At 47.5% G+C, this 17,942-nt stretch carries 16 protein-coding genes; all 16 read left to right on the top strand.

The features are described from left to right. Window positions 1-5: 5 nt before the first annotated feature. Complete coding sequence (locus DW183_RS10870) at window positions 6-947, top strand: stage III sporulation protein AA (protein WP_147403380.1); 942 nt, start codon at window positions 6-8, stop codon at window positions 945-947. Then, a complete protein-coding gene (locus DW183_RS10865) occupies window positions 926-1,441 on the top strand; it encodes a hypothetical protein (RefSeq protein ID WP_118282025.1) in 516 nt (171 codons plus the stop codon). Before DW183_RS10870 ends, DW183_RS10865 begins: the two co-directional genes overlap by 22 nt. 4 nt (window positions 1,442-1,445) lie before the next feature. Then, window positions 1,446-1,640: a stage III sporulation protein AC gene (spoIIIAC, locus tag DW183_RS10860; protein ID WP_118282024.1), complete on the top strand. Its 195-nt coding sequence runs from the start codon at window positions 1,446-1,448 to the stop codon at window positions 1,638-1,640. 11 nt (window positions 1,641-1,651) lie between these two features. After that, complete coding sequence (locus DW183_RS10855) at window positions 1,652-2,029, top strand: SpoIIIAC/SpoIIIAD family protein (RefSeq protein WP_118282023.1); 378 nt, start codon at window positions 1,652-1,654, stop codon at window positions 2,027-2,029. Continuing rightward, window positions 2,026-3,087, top strand: coding sequence for a stage III sporulation protein AE (locus DW183_RS10850; protein ID WP_118282022.1), 1,062 nt, complete (start codon window positions 2,026-2,028; stop codon window positions 3,085-3,087). Before DW183_RS10855 ends, DW183_RS10850 begins: the two co-directional genes overlap by 4 nt. Before the next feature lies 1 nt (window position 3,088). Then, a complete protein-coding gene (locus DW183_RS10845; protein ID WP_118282021.1) occupies window positions 3,089-3,382 on the top strand; it encodes a stage III sporulation protein AF in 294 nt (97 codons plus the stop codon). Next, a complete protein-coding gene (locus DW183_RS10840; RefSeq protein ID WP_118282020.1) occupies window positions 3,382-3,936 on the top strand; it encodes a stage III sporulation protein AG in 555 nt (184 codons plus the stop codon). The genes DW183_RS10845 and DW183_RS10840 overlap by 1 nt, the downstream gene beginning before the upstream one ends. Further along, window positions 3,933-4,553 carry a SpoIIIAH-like family protein gene (locus DW183_RS10835; protein WP_118282019.1) on the top strand — a complete coding sequence of 207 codons (621 nt, stop codon included), beginning with the start codon at window positions 3,933-3,935 and terminating at the stop codon, window positions 4,551-4,553. Before DW183_RS10840 ends, DW183_RS10835 begins: the two co-directional genes overlap by 4 nt. A gap of 637 nt (window positions 4,554-5,190) precedes the next feature. Next, window positions 5,191-6,780 (top strand): peptide chain release factor 3, encoded by a 1,590-nt coding sequence (locus DW183_RS10830; RefSeq protein WP_118282018.1) that lies wholly within the window; start codon window positions 5,191-5,193, stop codon window positions 6,778-6,780. A gap of 225 nt (window positions 6,781-7,005) precedes the next feature. Beyond that, window positions 7,006-8,031 (top strand): recombinase RecA, encoded by a 1,026-nt coding sequence (gene recA, locus DW183_RS10825; protein ID WP_118282017.1) that lies wholly within the window; start codon window positions 7,006-7,008, stop codon window positions 8,029-8,031. Window positions 8,032-8,041: 10 nt separating this feature from the next. Then, window positions 8,042-8,656 carry a regulatory protein RecX gene (locus DW183_RS10820; protein WP_118282016.1) on the top strand — a complete coding sequence of 205 codons (615 nt, stop codon included), beginning with the start codon at window positions 8,042-8,044 and terminating at the stop codon, window positions 8,654-8,656. Between the two features lie 169 nt (window positions 8,657-8,825). After that, window positions 8,826-10,322, top strand: a complete 1,497-nt coding sequence (gene rny, locus DW183_RS10815; protein ID WP_442969794.1) for a ribonuclease Y — start codon at window positions 8,826-8,828, stop codon at window positions 10,320-10,322. A gap of 96 nt (window positions 10,323-10,418) precedes the next feature. Beyond that, window positions 10,419-10,964, top strand: coding sequence for an NUDIX domain-containing protein (locus DW183_RS10810; protein WP_118282014.1), 546 nt, complete (start codon window positions 10,419-10,421; stop codon window positions 10,962-10,964). A gap of 65 nt (window positions 10,965-11,029) precedes the next feature. Then, a complete protein-coding gene (locus tag DW183_RS10805) occupies window positions 11,030-11,647 on the top strand; it encodes a hypothetical protein (RefSeq protein ID WP_118282013.1) in 618 nt (205 codons plus the stop codon). Window positions 11,648-11,896: 249 nt separating this feature from the next. Beyond that, window positions 11,897-16,438 carry a glutamate synthase large subunit gene (gene gltB / locus DW183_RS10800; RefSeq protein ID WP_186854625.1) on the top strand — a complete coding sequence of 1,514 codons (4,542 nt, stop codon included), beginning with the start codon at window positions 11,897-11,899 and terminating at the stop codon, window positions 16,436-16,438. 16 nt (window positions 16,439-16,454) lie between these two features. After that, window positions 16,455-17,939 (top strand): glutamate synthase subunit beta, encoded by a 1,485-nt coding sequence (locus DW183_RS10795; protein ID WP_118282011.1) that lies wholly within the window; start codon window positions 16,455-16,457, stop codon window positions 17,937-17,939. The last annotated feature ends 3 nt before the right edge of the window (window positions 17,940-17,942 follow it).

Genomic DNA, 17,942 nt, shown 5'->3' with positions numbered 1-17,942 from the left:
AACAAATGGACGAGTTAATGAAAATATTTCCGGTTAGGCTGCGGGAGATCCTGTCGCAGGTGACATGGTATCGGGAGGATTTAGAAGAGATCCGCATCCGCATCCAAAGACCGGTACAGTTTGTGACGTCGCAGGCATCCTTTTATCTGGATCCCCGGGAAAAGCGCTTGATGACACAGGCAAAAGGCGGACTTGCACTGGGGGAGGAAGACCTGCGGGAAATGCTGACCTATGTTTGTGAGTATTCCCGCTATGCCTATGCCAGGCAAATGCGGCAGGGATTTCTCGCCTTGGATGGCGGCATCCGTCTGGGACTATGCGGGCAGTATATGGCAGAGGAAGACGGACGGATAGGCATGGAATATCCCATGTATTTTTCCATCCGCATTCCCCATGAGAAGAAGGGATGCGCGGCGTGGATAGAGCCATGGCTCATAGAGGGGGAGACATTTTTACATACACTGATCCTGGCGGCACCTGGCATGGGAAAGACTACTTTTTTGCGGGATCTGGTACGGGTTCTATCCGACCGTCCGACCTGTCGGGGGCTGGCATTGATCGACGAAAGATATGAAGTGGCGGCAGCCAATTTTGGCATTCCGCAAAATGATGTGGGACTGCATACGGATGTCTATTCCGGTTACGCCAAGGAGGCGGGCTGTATGCAGGCGATCCGCACCATGGCGCCGCAGATCTTGGCGGTGGACGAGATCGGTGGGAAAAAGGATCTGGAAAGTCTGGTCTATGCCATGCACTGTGGGGTGGGCGTCCTTGCGACCATGCATGCCGGAAGCCTTTTGGAGTATCAGCAGAAAAGAGAGTGGGAGCCGCTTTTGGAAAAATGTCATTTCCGGCGTCTGCTCTGGATCGACAAAAAGTCCGGCAGACGGCAGTTTTTCTTATATGATGAAGCGGGGGAACTGTTATGTGTAAAGGAATCGGCATAGCCACCTTTCTTTTTGGGGGAGCGGGACTTTTGCTACAGCAGTGGTATAATTCCCGACAAAGATGGTACTTTTTACAGGAAATGCAGGCGAGTCTGCTTCGGATACGGCAGGCGGTAGCCCAGAGAAACCTGCCCATGCATGCCATCCTAAGGCAGGAAAGCGGGCACGGTATCCCGGTTTTATCCGATTACTTTGCGGCAGTGTTAAGGGAAATGCAGAAGCATAAAAAAGAAGATATGGAACCGACGCTCTGGCAAGAAATGACACCGGATATGCGAAGGCTTACGAAAGAGGAGGAAAGACGTCTGTTTGTACAGGCTCTTTGCTCCTTATTTTCTGCCTGCCTGCCCGGACAGGCGGAGGAATTTGGTATCTATTACGATTCTTTTGCAAAGTTACTGGAGAAGGAGCAACAAACAAAAAAAGAAAGGGGAAAGGTGACGGCGGCTACGACCGGGATGGGTCTCATGCTGGTTCTGGTGCTGTTACTGTAAGGATATGCCCATTGAACTCTTATTTAAAATTGCAGCAGTTGGTATTATCGTGACTATCTTAAATCAGGTCTTAAAACACAGTGGCAGGGATGAACAGGCTTTTTTTATCTCGCTGGGCGGACTTCTGGTCGTTTTGTTCTGGGTCGTGCCTTACATTTTAGATCTCTTTGAGATGATGCAAAAATTATTTGATCTTTAGGGGGCGGTACTTTGATAGGTGTTGCGGTGGCTGGCATTGTGACGGTCTTGCTGGCACTTTTGTTCCGGCAGCAGAAACCGGAATTTGCCATGATGCTTTCCTTGGCTTGTTGCCTTTTTATCTTTTTTTGTGTGCTGGCAAAGATCAGGGATGTCATGGATTACATACAGAGTCTGGCAGACCTGATCCATGTGGATGCCCTGTATATGGGCGTGATCTTAAAAATGATCGGCATTACTTATATTTCTGAGTTTGCATCTGCCATCTGCAAAGATGCGGGTTATGCCAGCATTGCCGGGCAGATCCAGGTATTGGCGAAGTTGTCGATCTTAGCACTGGGAATGCCGGTTCTGATGGCGTTCTTATCGACGGTGGAGGCATTTTTATGACGGAAGGAAGCGCAGTGGATCGCCTGTTTTCCTCATTGGACTTAAGTGGTATTGAAGATGCCTTAAGGGGCAGTGACGGATGGGAAGATCTGCGGTTTGAACAAATTGTAGAAAAACTGATCTCTGGGGAATATGACATCAGTCAGGGCCTGGGGCAGATGGTCTGGCAGTTTTTTTGGGGCGAGTGGGAGACCAACCGAAAGTATCTGATCTATATCCTGCTTTTGACGATTGCCTTTTCCCTTTTGAAAAATTTTGCGCAGGTCTTTGAACAGTCCTACATATCAAATGTCTGCTTTTTACTGGTCTATGCACTTTTGATGGTGCTATTGATGAAGTCGGTACTGCTATTGGATCAGGTCGTGCAGCAGACCATTGCGGTGGTGCTGGATTTTATGACGGCATTTGTCCCCGTCTTTGCGACGACCGTTGTGGTGGCGGGCGGGGATGCAACGGCTATGGGATTTTATGAACTGGGTTTTCTTGTGGTCTATCTGGTGCAGTGGATCTTAGCGGACGGTCTGGTGCCGCTGATCCGCATATATGTTGTCATGGGGCTTTTGAATTATGTCATGGAGGAAGGAAGATTTTCCAAACTGACGGATCTTTTGGAAAATATGGTTTCCTGGGCACTCAAGATCTTAACATCCGTAGTTCTTGGGCTAAATATCATCAAGAATGCCATTGCCCCGGTCACAGATACCTTTGCCAGACAGACGCTGAGAAAATCGCTGGCATTTGTGCCGGGGATCGGTTCGACCTTGTCGGCGGCATCGGATCTTTTTCTGGCGGCAAGCGATGTCATACGCAGCGGCATCGGGGCGGCGGCTCTGGTCGTACTTGTGATCCTGGTTGCCGTACCCTTGTCCAAAGTGGGAATCATGACATTTTTTTACCGGGTTCTGGCAGCCTTTGTGGAGCCGGTGGCAGATAAAAGGATCAGCAATGCTATACTGGTGGCGGCAAAGGGAGGCGGTATGCTTTTTAAACTGCTGACCAACTGCGCCATACTGATCTTTATCACGGTGGCAATGACGACATTAATAGGAGGCAGATGATGTGATCGCGTGGATCAAGGCGTATATTTCTCTTTTTCTGATCTTTGCCATGTTTTTGTACCTGCTCCCCTCCGGGCAGTATCGCAGATATCTGCGCTTTTTTCTGGAGATGGTCTTGGTACTCTTTTGCCTGACTTCCATTTTAGGGATCGGAAAACAAGATTACGAAAAGCAGTGGAATCAGACTTTTTCCCAGTATTATGCGCAGTGGGAGCAAAGAAAAAAGGAAGCCGAGGACTATTCTTATTTGGATCAGAATTATATAGATGCAGTGGTAAATGGGCAGGAGGAATGATGAAAAACTGGAAGAAATTGGCAGAAAAAATGCTAAAGAATATGGACAGACAGAAATGGATCGTGTGCATTTTGATCGGTGTTTTGCTCTTGGTCATAGCCATACCGGTCGATTCCAAGAAGCAGGATGCCGGAACGCAAGAGTCGGTACAGACCACGGAAACGGAAAGTTCTTCTTATGTGGAACAGATGGAGAGAGAACTGGAAGACTTGTTGGGGCAGATGGATGGCGTAGGAGCGGTCCGGGTCATGATCACCTTGGAAGATCAGGGGGAGAATGTCGTGGCACAGGACATCAGCAGCCAGTCATCCACGACCAAAGAGGGGGAGATGACCAAGGAGGAGATGAGTTCTGATCGCACGACCGTACTCTCGCAGGATGCACCCTATGAGACCAAGACCATTGAGCCAAAGATCCGTGGGGTCTGCGTGGTGGCGGAGGGAGCATCGGACAATCGGACAAAAGTGGCGATCTATGAGGCGATTCAGGCATTATTTTCCGTGGACGCACATAAGATATCAATAGTAGAAATGGGATCACAGGAGGGAACATGAAACGTATATTCCGAAAAAATCAGATCGTGGTAGCAGCCTTGGCACTTCTCATTGCCGGAGCCGGTTATCTCAATTATACATATGAAAATGATGAAAAAGATATTGCGACTATGGCGGCAAAGGACAGCAAGGAGGAAAAAGCAAAAGATACGGAGGCGTCGGCATCCCTGAGCGAGGAGGAGATCCTGACCGATACGGAGGCGAGCAGTGATGATATGGGGGATGACAGTGCAGGGGAGACGGTACTGACGGACAGTACTAATGTGCAGGTGTCAAAAGCGGCAAGCCTTAAGATGGATCGGGAGCAGACCAGGGCAGCCAGCAAGGCAACGCTGATGGAAGTGGTCAATAATGCTGCTTTGACGGATGTGGAAAAACAGGCAGCCGTAGAAGAATTGGCGGCACTTACTCAAGTGGCAGAAAAGGAGGCTGCCTGCGAGATGATGCTGGCAACCAAGGGCTTTGAGGAAGCCGTGGTCTCCATCGCAGGAGAAAATGCAGATGTCATTTTAAATGCCAGTCAGGTGACCGATGCACAGCGGGCGCAGGTAGAAGATGTTGTCAACCGTAAGGCTGGCATTGCACCGGACCATATCGTGATCTCGACCATGAACTAGGAGGGCATCCGCAAGGCGTGGAGAAGCAGGCGGCAGGGGGCAGGCGTGTCCTGTTGGGCAGAAATCTGTCGCAGAACAGGGAGTCTCTATGTGAGAAAGCATTGCTTGCGCATATAAAAACTGTCTTTGCAAAGTTAGACAGTCGCCTAGGATGATGTTCGCCTGTGACAGATATGAATGCAAAACGCATTAGAGACTCTTATAACTTGAAAGCATTCCGGCAACTCGGGTACAGGGATGTACCCGAGAGGCGCAACCGCACACGGATGTTCGTTTGCGCCGGTTGCCGACTTTGGATACAGCAAAACGGCCAAGTTATTAGAGTCTCTTATGTGTGACGCCTCTGAATATCTGTCACAGGCGGACACATCCTGTCGCCCGTCGAAGCTGTGCAAGAGACAGTTTACGGCAAGCAATCACTTTCTCACAGAGACTCACCTAACCTGCTCCAAAGATTTTCTGCCCAACAGGACACGCCTGCCCCCTGCCGCCTGCTTCTCCACGCCTTGCGGATGCCCGACGTAGACTTGACAAGGAATGTGAATGTAAGATAAACTAAATTAGTTTGAGATAAGATATAGATAGTATATAGATCCCGGCAATACCGGGAGCGCAGGATAAATGGGAGGAACATACTGTGTCAGATTTAGTGAAAGAGATTGAAAAGAGAAGGACATTTGCCATTATTTCTCACCCGGATGCAGGTAAGACGACCCTGACGGAGAAATTTCTCTTATATGGTGGAGCCATCAATTTAGCAGGCTCTGTCAAGGGAAAAGCGACTGCCAGACATGCGGTGTCTGACTGGATGGAGATTGAGAAGGAAAGAGGTATTTCGGTTACATCTTCTGTATTGCAGTTCCATTATGATGGTTATTGCATCAATATTTTGGATACACCGGGACATCAGGACTTCTCAGAAGATACCTATCGTACCCTTATGGCTGCGGATTCTGCCGTCATGGTCATTGATGCCTCCAAGGGTGTTGAGGCACAGACAAGAAAATTGTTCAAGGTATGCGTGATGCGACATATCCCGATTTTTACCTTTATCAACAAGATGGATCGTGATGCAAACGACACCTTTGAACTTCTGGATGATATTGAAAAGGAACTGGGCATTGCGACCTGTCCGATTAACTGGCCGATCGGCTCCGGTAAGGGCTTCAAGGGCGTGTATGACAGAAATACCAAGCGCGTCATGACCTTTGCAGATACCTTAAAGGGAACCAAAGAAGGAACCGAAAAAGAGATCGCTATTGATGATCCGGCACTTGTAGATGAGATCGGAGAAGATCAGAGACAGACCTTATTGGATGAGATCGAACTTCTGGACGGTGCCAGTGCAGAATTTGATATGGAACTGGTGTCCAAGGGCGAGTTGTCCCCTGTATTTTTTGGTTCGGCGCTTACCAACTTTGGTGTTGAGACCTTTTTGCAGCACTTTTTACAGATGACATCATCCCCATTGCCGAGAATGTCCGACCAGGGTGTGATCGATCCGTTTTCACCGGATTTTTCCGCATTTGTCTTCAAGATTCAGGCAAATATGAACAAGGCACACCGCGATAGGATCGCCTTTATGCGTATCTGCTCCGGCGAGTTTGATGCCGGTATGGAAGTCTTTCATGTGCAGGGAAATAAGGCGATGAAACTTTCCCAGCCTCAGCAGTTGATGGCGCAGGAAAGAAAGATCGTGGATAAGGCATATGCCGGGGATATCATCGGTGTATTTGACCCGGGCATCTTTTCTATTGGCGATACCATCGTCAGCGGAAAAAACAGATTTGCTTTTGAGGGCATTCCGACATTTGCACCGGAACATTTTGCCCGTGTGCGCCAGGTCGATACCATGAAACGTAAACAGTTCATGAAGGGCATCAGCCAGATCGCCCAGGAAGGTGCGATCCAGATCTTCCAGGAATACAATACCGGTATGGAGGAGATCATTGTCGGTGTTGTCGGTGTTCTGCAATTTGATGTTTTAAAGTATCGTCTGAATAACGAATATAATGTCGAGATCCGCATGGAAAATCTGCCATATGAGCATATCCGCTGGATCGAAAATGAGGATATTGATCTGGATAAGATCTCCGGTACCTCGGACATGAAGAAGATCAAAGATCTCAAGGGCAGACCGCTTCTTTTGTTCGTCAACTCTTGGAGCGTTGGCATGACACTGGATCGAAACGAGGGATTGATCTTATCAGAGTTTGGACGCAGTTAAGTTCATCCGGATAGGAAAGGCCGGTGCCAAGATGAGTCTTGACAGATGGGACGACCACTGGATATAATAAGGCGGTAGCGATTTGCTACTGTCTTTTTTCGTTTTACAATCCCCATGATACAGGATAATAACAAAGGAACACAAAATGAGGTTGACTTTTTTGTGGAAGTATAATAGTATTAGAACATGAAAACGAACAAAGGTTCGATATGGAGGTTTTTAGTTATGGCAAATGATGATAAGTTAAAGGCGTTAGACGCAGCGATTTCCCAGATAGAAAAGCAGTATGGCAAGGGCTCGATCATGAAACTCGGAGACACCAGCAACCAGATGCAGGTCGAGACCGTACCGACCGGTTCTCTCAGTCTTGATATTGCCCTGGGACAGGGCGGTCTGCCAAAGGGCAGAATTATTGAGATCTACGGACCGGAGTCCAGTGGTAAGACGACAGTCGCATTACATGCTGTCGCAGAGGTACAAAAGGCAGGCGGTATCGCAGGCTTTATTGATGCAGAGCATGCGCTGGATCCTGTCTATGCCAAGAATATCGGGGTGGATATCGACAATCTTTATATTTCCCAGCCGGACAACGGTGAGCAGGCTCTGGAGATCACAGAGACCATGGTGCGTTCCGGCGCGGTAGATATCGTGATCGTGGATTCCGTTGCTGCCTTGGTTCCAAAGGCAGAGATCGACGGTGATATGGGTGATTCCCATGTGGGCTTACAGGCACGTCTGATGTCACAGGCACTCCGTAAGTTGACTGCGGTGATCAGCAAGTCGAATTGTATCGTTATCTTTATCAACCAGTTGCGTGAAAAGGTTGGCGTTATGTTCGGTAATCCGGAGACGACGACCGGTGGTAGAGCGCTTAAGTTCTATTCTTCCGTACGTCTGGATGTCCGTCGTATCGAGGCGATCAAGCAGCAGGGAGAGGTCATTGGCAACCGTACCCGTATCAAGGTCGTAAAGAACAAGATTGCACCGCCATTTAGAGAGGCAGAGTTTGATATCATGTTTGGTCAGGGGATTTCCAAAGAGGGAGATATCCTAGATATTGCGGCAGATCTTGATATCGTCAACAAGTCCGGTGCGTGGTATGCCTACAATGGAGACAAGATCGGACAGGGGCGTGAGAATGCCAAGACCTATCTGCGTGAACATCCGGAAGTGCGTGATGAGATCGAACAGCAGGTCAGAGCACACTTTAAGCCGGAAGAGGCGGAGGAGACAGAGACTGTAGAAGAATAGGAGTGTCACAGTGTATATAGAATCGATTGACACAGCAGGAAAAAATAAATGTAAGATCCACCTCAGCAATGGGGTGGATCTTGCACTCTACAAGGGTGAAGTGCGGCAGTTGCATTTACAGGAGAATGACGAGATCACAGAGGATATGTATGAAAAGATTTTAGAGGAGATCCTCATACCCAGAGCCAGGCGCCGTGCTATGCACTTGCTGGAAAAGATGGACCGGTCGACCAGACAGTTGGAGACCAAACTGCGCGAGGGCGGCTATCCGGAACCGGCGATCGAGAGTGCCATTGCCTATGTAACAAGTTACCACTATCTGGATGATGAACGCCTTGCAAGATCCCACATCCGCTTTTATCAGACCAGCCGCAGTCGCATGCGCATGACACAGGATCTTTTGAAAAAGGGGATCGATCGTGAGATCATTGATCGTTGTATGGAAGAAGAATTGGAGCAATCCCAGATGGAGTTGATCGCAGTTTTATTGCAGAAGAAAGGCTATGCTCCGGAGAATGCAACGAGGCAGGAAGAAGCCAAAATGTATCGTTTCCTTATGCAGAGAGGCTTCGCATCCAGTGAGATCAGTCGTGTCCTGCGAGGCGGATTTTCGGAATGGGATTGAGGGATATATTCTTGACAAGCCATATAAGAAAGTATAAAATTTAATTGTTGTATTTATATGCAGATTAGTAATTTTTCATGATGTATGTACAATAAAATTAAATAAGGGAGGTGCTCCTGTGCTTACGATAATAATCACAGCGGTTGTTACGTTAGTCGTTGCAGTTCCGGTGTCTCTTGCCATCGCAAATGCTTCCTACCAGAAGGCATCTGCAAAGAAGGTTGGCAGTGCAGAAGACAGGGCTCGTGAGATCATTGATGAGGCTGTCAAGAATGCAGAGACCAAGAAGCGTGAAGCTCTTTTAGAGGCCAAGGAAGAGTCTATGAATACCAAGAATGAACTCGAAAAAGAGATTCGTGAGCGTAGAGCAGAAATTCAGCGCAATGAACATCGTGTGCTTCAGAAGGAAGAGAATCTGGATAAAAAATTAGAGGCTCTTGAGAAGCGTGAGGCTGAATATACTGCCAAGGAACGTGCGGTTAACAAGCAGAAAGAAGAAGTTGCGAAGTTAAATCAGCAAAGAGTACAGGAACTAGAAAGAATCTCAGGATTAACCTCCGAACAAGCGAAAGAAATACTTTTAAAAACTGTTGAAGAAGATGTAAAACTTGACACTGCAAAACTGATCAAAGAATCCGTTGCGCAGGCAAAAGAGGAAGCAAACAAGAAGGCAAAGGACATTGTGGTTACTGCAATCCAGAAGTGTGCCGCAGATCATGTTGCCGAGACAACAATCTCTGTTGTTCAGCTTCCGAATGATGAAATGAAGGGAAGAATCATTGGTCGTGAGGGACGTAATATCCGTACCCTTGAGACTTTGACAGGTGTAGAACTGATTATTGATGATACACCGGAAGCAGTTATTCTTTCTGCATTTGATCCGGTCAGACGTGAAGTGGCTAGAATTGCCTTAGAGAAGTTGATCGTAGATGGTCGTATTCACCCGGCTAGAATTGAGGAAATGGTTGAGAAGGCTCAGAAGGAAGTTGAGACTTTGATCCGTGAAGAGGGTGAGGCCGCAACACTTGAAGTTGGTGTTCATGGCGTACATCCGGAACTTGTCAAACTTCTTGGTAAGATGAGATATCGTACCAGTTATGGTCAGAATGTCTTAAAGCATTCTATTGAAGTAGCACAGTTAGCAGGACTGCTTGCCGCAGAGATTGGCGAGGATGTCAGACTTGCAAAGCGTGCTGGGTTACTTCATGATATTGGTAAGGCAGTCGACCGAGAGATGGAAGGTACACACGTACAGCTCGGTGTAGAACTTTGTAAGAGATACAAGGAATCACCGATTGTTATCAATGCGGTTGAAGCGCACCACGGCGATGTGGAACCGGAATCATTGGTCGCATGCTTGGTACAGGCTGCTGATACGATCAGTGCGGCAAGACCTGGTGCAAGACGCGAGACATTAGAAGCATATTCAAACAGATTACAACAGTTAGAAGAGATTACCGATGGATTTAAGGGAGTCGAAAAATCTTTTGCTATTCAGGCAGGTAGAGAGGTTCGGGTAATGGTAGTTCCTGAACAGGTCAACGATGCAGAGATGGTATTGTTGGCGCGGGATATTTCTAAGAGAATTGAGTCAGAATTAGATTATCCTGGACAGATCAAAGTAAATGTAATTCGTGAATCAAGAGTAACGGATTATGCAAAATAAAAAATAGTCAGCGAAAGCTGACTATTTTTTTACAAACTTATCGCGGCACGGGAATGTGCGGAAGGCACATTCTTTTTATCAGAAGGAGTGAGAAAGATGGAACACGTAGAGGTGGAAAAGAGAGAACTGGTTTATAAAGGCTCTATTCTGGATGTCTATGCAGACACCGTGCGCCTGCCAAACGGACACAAGGAAGCCTGGGATTTTGTGAGCCACAGAAAAGGGGCGGCGGCAGTCGTACCGGTTCTGCCGGATGGTAGGATTGTACTGGTACACCAGTACCGCCATGCCTTAAAACGTATGACATGGGAAATCCCGGCAGGATCCAGAGATTCCGTGACGGAAGATACTATGGTCTGTGCAAGAAGGGAACTGACCGAGGAGACAGGTTACACCTGTGACCGGATCGAGCCGCTCATCTCATTAAAGACCACCGTTGCCTTTTGCGATGAATTTATCGATGTCTATCTGGCAACCGGTCTCCATCCGGGACAACAGCATTTGGACGAGGCAGAGTCCATCGAGATCAAGGCTTGGAAGATGGAAGATCTTTTGACAGAGATCTATGCCGGGCGTATGCAGGATTCCAAGACGGTTTCGGCAATTCTGGCATATCAGGTCAAGGTCTTACAGCAAGGATAAGTAGCATAAAACGAGTACAGTATCATAAGATGAATAAGGATGATTTGGACAGGGAGTGAAACCAAATGAAGCAGTATTCATATTATGATGCATATCACAGACAGAGGAAATTCCCGATGACGATCCGCCTGCATCGCTGGCGGAGCAAGAGAGGGGTATTTCTTTTGTCTTTTTTTATTGCCCTGGTCTTGGTGCGCTTTTTCTTGTGGGAGGAGATCACGGAGGTGGCAGGCTGGAGCAGGATCTGTCTGGAACGGTTGGATGCCAATATCAGCGACAGCAGGAATTTTTTCTGGTATGTGGTCATACGAAGAAGTGAACTTCTCTTGCTCTTGACCTTGTGTGGGCTGACGAGAATGCGAAAAGCCTTATATTATATTGCCAGTGGACTGGGTGGCATTTGGCTTGGAATTTTCCTCATGTCTTTTCTAAAGATCTACGGTTGGAAAGGTCTGCTACTGGGAGCAGCAGCCTTGCTCCCACAGTGGATCGTCTACGGCATGCTCTTTGCTTATTTGTATTGGCTTTTCATTCGGCGTAAAGAGTTGGAGAGCAGGGAAAGCCTGCCAAGATATCTTTTATATGTGCTGGGACTTTTTGGGATGATGGCAAGCGGTATTTATTTGGAGTGTTTTGTCAATCCGCTTTTGATCGTATTCGTCAAAAATCTCTTTGTATTGTAAAAAGATGTCCGGCAAATACCGGAAAAGTGTTTTTCTACGCGTACACATGTACCTGTACAACGTACAAATAGTACGTGTATATATGAAAACAATATATAAAGACAGATAACAATATAAATATATAAAAATAGTCGAATAATCAGACAATATAAAAGAAAAAGTTGTTTACAAACGGGAAAAGCAGGAGTATATTAGTTAGCGACAGATGAATTTTCGGGAAGGAAAAGATATACAGAGAGGATGGATACGATGGAGAATAAGAATCAGAAGACGGGCTTATATCGACAGGAATTTGAACATGATAACTGCGGTATCGGTGCCGTTGTCAGTATGAAAGGGATCAAGACACATCAGACAGTGTCAGATGCTCTAAAGATCGTAGAGAATCTGGAACACAGAGCCGGCAAGGACGCTGAGGGGAAGACGGGCGACGGTGTTGGTATCATGTTGCAGGTATCGCATAAGTTCTTTAGCAAGATCGCGGGTAATCTTGGCATAGATTTAGGAGAGGAGAGAACCTATGGTGTAGGTATGTTCTTTTTCCCCCAGGATGAGTTGAACCGCAATCAGGCAAAGAAGATGTTTGAAATCATTGTGGAAAAGGAAGGCATGGAATTCTTGGGTTGGAGAGATGTACCGACCAATCCAAAGGTTCTTGGAAAGAAAGCAATCGACTGCATGCCTTATATTATGCAGGGATTTGTGAAAAAGCCGGCAGATGTTAAGACAGGACTCGATTTTGACCGCAAGTTGTATGTGGCAAGACGTGTATTTGAGCAGACCTGTGAGAATACCTATGTGGTTTCACTTTCCAGCCGTACGATCGTATATAAGGGTATGTTTCTGGTAGGACAGCTGCGTACCTTCTTTACTGATCTGCATGATGAAGATTACGAGTCAGCGATCGCTATCGTACATTCCCGTTTCTCCACCAACACCAATCCAAGTTGGGAGAGAGCACATCCGAACCGTTTTATCGTACATAATGGAGAGATCAATACGATCAAGGGAAATGCAGACCGCATGCTTTCCCGTGAGGAGACTATGTATTCTGAGTTCTTAGAGACAGAACTTTCTAAGATCACACCGGTTGTCAACACTTCCGGTTCTGACTCAGCAATGCTTGACAATACTTTGGAATTTTTGGTCATGAATGGACTGCCATTGCCGCTTGCCGTCATGATGACCATACCGGAGCCGTGGATCAACAATCAGGCAATGAATCAGGAGCGCAAGGACTTTTATCAGTATTATGCGACCATGATGGAGCCTTGGGACGGACCGGCATCCATTCTTTTCTCAGATGGAGATATCATGGGAGCAGTTCTGGATCGAAACGGTCTGCGTCCATCCAGATATTATGTGACCAAGGACGACTATCTGATCCTTTCTTCCGAAGTTGGTGTACTGCCGATCGATGAGAGCAGAATCTTATCCAAAGACCGTTTAAAGCCGGGCAAGATGCTTTTGGTAGATACGGTTGCCGGACGTCTGATCGATGATGATGAATTAAAGACCGCTTATGCGACCAAGCAGCCGTATGGTGAGTGGCTGGACAAGAACCTGGTACATCTGCATGATCTGAAGATCCCGAATAAACGTGTACCGAACCACACCAAGGAAGAACGTGCCAAGTTGCAGAAAGCCTTTGGCTATTCTTACGAGGACTTAAAGACTTCCATCCTGCCAATGGCACTCAATGGGGCAGAGGGCATCGGTGCCATGGGTATCGATACACCGCTGGCAGTACTGTCTAACCAGCATCAGCCGCTCTTTAACTATTTCAAGCAGTTGTTTGCACAGGTTACCAATCCGCCGATCGACTCCATCCGTGAGAAGGTCGTGACATCTACGACCATCTATCTGGGCGAGAGCGGCAATGTCTTAGAGGAAAAAGAAGAAAATTGTAAGATGCTTCGGATTAACAATCCGATCCTGACCAATACAGACCTGCTCAAGATCAAGAATATGGATGTGGAGGGATTTAAGGTTGAGACTATCCCGATCACATATTATAAGAATACATCTTTGGAAAAAGCCATCGATCACCTCTATGTAGAGGCAGATCGTGCGCACAGAGAGGGTGCTAATATCATCATCCTGTCTGACCGCGGCGTGGATGAGAACCATGTAGCCATCCCATCCCTGCTTGCAGTTTCTGCTTTACAGCAGTATCTGGTACAGACCAAAAAGAGGACAAGCCTTTCTGTGATCCTGGAGAGTGGAGAACCGCGAGAGGTACACCATTTTGCAACCCTTTTGGGCTATGGTGCATCTGCCATCAATCCATATCTGGCACAGGAGAGCATCCAGGAACTGATCGATCTCAACATGCTTGACAAAGATTATTATGCGGCAGTGGATTCTTATAATGAAGCCGTTATCAGCGGCATCATCAAGATCGCATCCAAGATGGGAATTTCTACCGTCCAGTCTTATCAGGGAGCCAAGATCTTTGAAGCCATCGGTATCAATGAGGATGTGGTAAACCGTTACTTTAAGGGAACGGTCAGCCGTATCGGCGGTATTGGTATCGAGGATATCCAAAAGGATGTAGAAATGCTGCATTCACAGGCATTCGATCCTTTGGATCTGCATACGGATAATACCTTGGACAGCAAGGGCGCACACAAGATGCGCAGTGGCAAGGAGGAACACCTGTATAACCCACAGACCATCCACTTGCTGCAACTTTCTACCAGAACCGGCGACTATGATACCTTTAAGGAATATACCTCACTTGTCAATAAAGAGGATGATACCATTATGAACTTGCGCGGACTTTTGGATTTCAAATATCCGAAAAAGGGCATCAGCATTGATGAAGTAGAATCCGTAGATGAGATCGTTAAGCGATTTAAGACAGGTGCCATGTCCTATGGATCTATTTCCAAGGAAGCACATGAGACTATGGCGATCGCCATGAACATGCTGCACGGAAAATCCAATTCCGGTGAAGGTGGTGAGGAAGAAGAGCGCCTTACCATCGGCAAGGACGGAAAGAACCGTTGCTCTGCTATCAAGCAGGTAGCATCCGGTCGATTTGGTGTTACCAGCCGTTACTTGGTAAGCGCCAAGGAGATCCAGATCAAGATGGCACAGGGAGCAAAACCGGGTGAAGGCGGACATTTGCCGGGCAAGAAAGTTTATCCTTGGATCGCCAAGACAAGACTTTCCACACCGGGCGTATCCTTGATCTCGCCGCCACCACATCATGATATTTATTCGATCGAAGATCTGGCACAGTTGATCTACGATCTGAAAAATGCAAATAAAGACGCCAGAATTTCTGTAAAACTGGTTTCTGAGGCGGGGGTCGGAACGGTTGCTTCCGGTGTGGCAAAGGCAGGAGCACAGGTTATTTTGATTTCCGGTTATGACGGAGGAACCGGTGCCGCACCGAGAAGTTCCATTCACAATGCCGGACTTCCGTGGGAACTTGGACTTGCAGAAGCACACCAGACCTTGACTATGAATGGTCTGCGCAACAAGGTTGTCATTGAGACAGACGGTAAACTCATGAGTGGTCGTGATGTTGCAATCGCTGCCATGCTTGGTGCCGAGGAATACGGCTTTGCTACAGCGCCGCTGGTTACCATGGGATGCGTGATGATGCGTGTCTGCAATCTGGATACCTGTCCGGTGGGGATTGCAACCCAGAATCCGGAATTGCGCAAGCGCTTTACCGGAAAACCGGAATATGTTGTCAACTTTATGCGTTTTATCGCACAGGAACTGCGTGAGTACATGGCAAGACTTGGCGTGCGCAGCGTAGATGAACTGGTAGGCCGCACGGATCTTTTGGAAGTAAAGGAGAGTGCAAAACAGGGCAGATATGCAAAGATCGACCTTTCTGCGATCTTGGACAATCCATATGCCAAGGATGCAGGAAAGATCTGCTACAACAAGAAAAATGTATTTGATTTCCAGTTGGAAAAGACGGTAGATGAAAAGATCCTTTTGAAACAGTTTAAGGACGCTTTGGAAAACGGAAGCAAAAAGGGTCTACAGATCGATGTGACCAATACCGACCGTTCCGTAGGTACCCTCTTTGGCGCGGAGATCACCAGACGCTTTGGCGAATCTTTGCCGGAAGATACCTTTACGGTACAGTGTAACGGTGCCGGTGGACAGAGTTTTGGTGCCTTTATTCCAAAGGGGCTGACGCTTGAACTTGTCGGCGACAGCAACGATTACTTTGGTAAGGGACTTTCCGGTGGAAAGTTAGTCGTTTACCCGCCAACAGGTGTAACTTATAAAGAAGACGAAAATATCATTATCGGTAATGTGGCACTTTACGGTGCGACCAGCGGTAAAGCCTTTATCAACGGTGTGGCCGGAGAGCGTTTCTGTGTCAGAAATTCAGGTGCAACTGCGGTTGTAGAGGGCTGTGGCGATCACGGTTGTGAATATATGACCGGCGGACGTGTCGTAGTCTTAGGGCAGACCGGAAAGAACTTTGCTGCCGGTATGAGCGGCGGAATCGCTTATGTACTGGATGAAGATGCATCCCTTTACCGAAAACTCAATAAGACCATGGTATCTTTGGAACCGGTGACAGATAAGTATGATGTCTTAGAATTAAAGGAGATCATTACGGAACATGTTGCTTACACCAATTCCAAGAAGGGCAAGGAGATATTTGACAACTTTAGCCAGTATCTGCCGAAATTCAAAAAGATCGTGCCTCACGACTACAAGAAGATGATGATGACTATTGTCCAGATGGAAGAAAAGGGACTCAGCAGTGAGCAGGCCCAGATCGAGGCGTTCAACGCTTTGACAAAGTAAGAGAAAGGAGATACCAATGGGAAAAGCAACAGGATTTTTAGAATATGAGCGTCGGGAGTCACAGGCGATCGACGCAAAGGAGAGAATCAAGAATTTTAACGAATTTCATATTCCACTTTCAACAGAAGAACAGCAGAGACAGGGATCACGTTGTATGGACTGCGGTGTTCCTTTCTGCCAGTCGGGTATGACGATCAAGGGGATGACCTCGGGGTGTCCTCTCAACAACCTGATACCGGAGTGGAACGATCTGGTCTATCATGGCAACTGGGAGCAGGCGTACCTGCGTTTGCACAAGACCAGCAATTTCCCGGAATTTACTTGCCGTGTATGCCCGGGACTTTGTGAAAAGGCATGTACCTGCGGGCTGAACGGAGATCCGGTCACGACCAGGGAAAATGAGCGTGCTATCATTGAATACGCCTATGCACACGGTCTGGCAGACGCAAAGCCGCCGGTCAATCGTTCCGGCAAAAAGATCGCGGTCATCGGTTCCGGTCCTTCCGGGCTTGCAGCAGCAGACCAACTCAATTCCAGAGGACATGCAGTGACGGTCTATGAGAGAAATGACCGTGTGGGTGGATTGCTCCGTTACGGTATTCCAAATATGAAACTGGAAAAGCAGATCATTGACCGCAAGACCGCTGTTATGGAAGAAGAGGGCATTACCTTTAAGACCAATGTAGATGTTGGTAAGGACATCAAGCCAAAGGAACTCCTGGCAGAATATGATGCTGTGATCTTAGCATGCGGGGCATCCAATCCAAGAGACATCCAGGCGCCGGGCAGAGAGGCAAAAGGTATCTACTTTGCGGTAGATTTTTTGACCTCCACGACCAAGAGCCTGTGGGACAATGGATTAAAAGAAGGAACTTTTATCTCTGCAAAGGATAAAGATGTGATCGTGATCGGTGGTGGTGATACCGGTAATGACTGTGTGGGTACCTGCATGCGTCATGGTTGCAAATCCATCACACAACTGGAAATGATGCCGAAGGCACCGGATGAGAGACGGGAGAGCAATCCTTGGCCACAGTGGCCGCTGGTCTGCAAGACAGATTACGGTCAGGAAGAAGCAATCGCGGTCTTTGGACATGATCCGCGTATTTATACAACGACGGTTAAAGAATTCAAGAAAGACCGCAGCGGCAACCTAAAGAGCGTTATCCTTGTCAGTCTGGAATCCAAGACGGACGAAAAGACCGGCAGACGCATGATGGTGCCGGTGGAAGGTACAGAAAAAGAAGTGCCATGCCAACTGGTGCTGATCGCCGCAGGTTTTTTGGGAAGCCAGTCTTATGTGACCGATGCCTTTAAGGTAAAGGTGGACGGCAGAACCAATGTCGCTACGGAGGCAGGAAAGTTTGCCGCTTCGGTAGACAAGATCTTTACCGCGGGCGATATGCATACCGGTCAGTCGCTGGTTGTGAAGGCAATTCGACAGGGACGTGATTGTGCAAGAGAAGTAGATGAATATCTGATGGGATATTCTAATTTATAATTT

The organism is Roseburia sp. AM16-25 (genome assembly GCF_003473825.1).
Lineage (GTDB): Bacteria > Bacillota > Clostridia > Lachnospirales > Lachnospiraceae > Pararoseburia > Pararoseburia lenta.
This window is presented reverse-complemented; position numbering and strand designations above follow the sequence as displayed.

Excerpts from the sequence above, each read along its gene's own strand:
- DW183_RS10870 (WP_147403380.1), top strand. The coding sequence starts at position 6 with ATGGACGAGTTAATGAAAATATTTCCGGTTAGGCTGCGGGAGATCCTG.
- DW183_RS10865 (WP_118282025.1), top strand. The coding sequence starts at position 926 with ATGTGTAAAGGAATCGGCATAGCCACCTTTCTTTTTGGGGGAGCGGGA.
- spoIIIAC (WP_118282024.1), top strand. The coding sequence starts at position 1,446 with ATGCCCATTGAACTCTTATTTAAAATTGCAGCAGTTGGTATTATCGTG.
- DW183_RS10850 (WP_118282022.1), top strand. The coding sequence starts at position 2,026 with ATGACGGAAGGAAGCGCAGTGGATCGCCTGTTTTCCTCATTGGACTTA.
- DW183_RS10840 (WP_118282020.1), top strand. The coding sequence starts at position 3,382 with ATGAAAAACTGGAAGAAATTGGCAGAAAAAATGCTAAAGAATATGGAC.
- DW183_RS10835 (WP_118282019.1), top strand. The coding sequence starts at position 3,933 with ATGAAACGTATATTCCGAAAAAATCAGATCGTGGTAGCAGCCTTGGCA.
- recA (WP_118282017.1), top strand. The coding sequence starts at position 7,006 with ATGGCAAATGATGATAAGTTAAAGGCGTTAGACGCAGCGATTTCCCAG.
- DW183_RS10810 (WP_118282014.1), top strand. The coding sequence starts at position 10,419 with ATGGAACACGTAGAGGTGGAAAAGAGAGAACTGGTTTATAAAGGCTCT.
- DW183_RS10805 (WP_118282013.1), top strand. The coding sequence starts at position 11,030 with ATGAAGCAGTATTCATATTATGATGCATATCACAGACAGAGGAAATTC.
- gltB (WP_186854625.1), top strand. The coding sequence starts at position 11,897 with ATGGAGAATAAGAATCAGAAGACGGGCTTATATCGACAGGAATTTGAA.
- DW183_RS10795 (WP_118282011.1), top strand. The coding sequence starts at position 16,455 with ATGGGAAAAGCAACAGGATTTTTAGAATATGAGCGTCGGGAGTCACAG.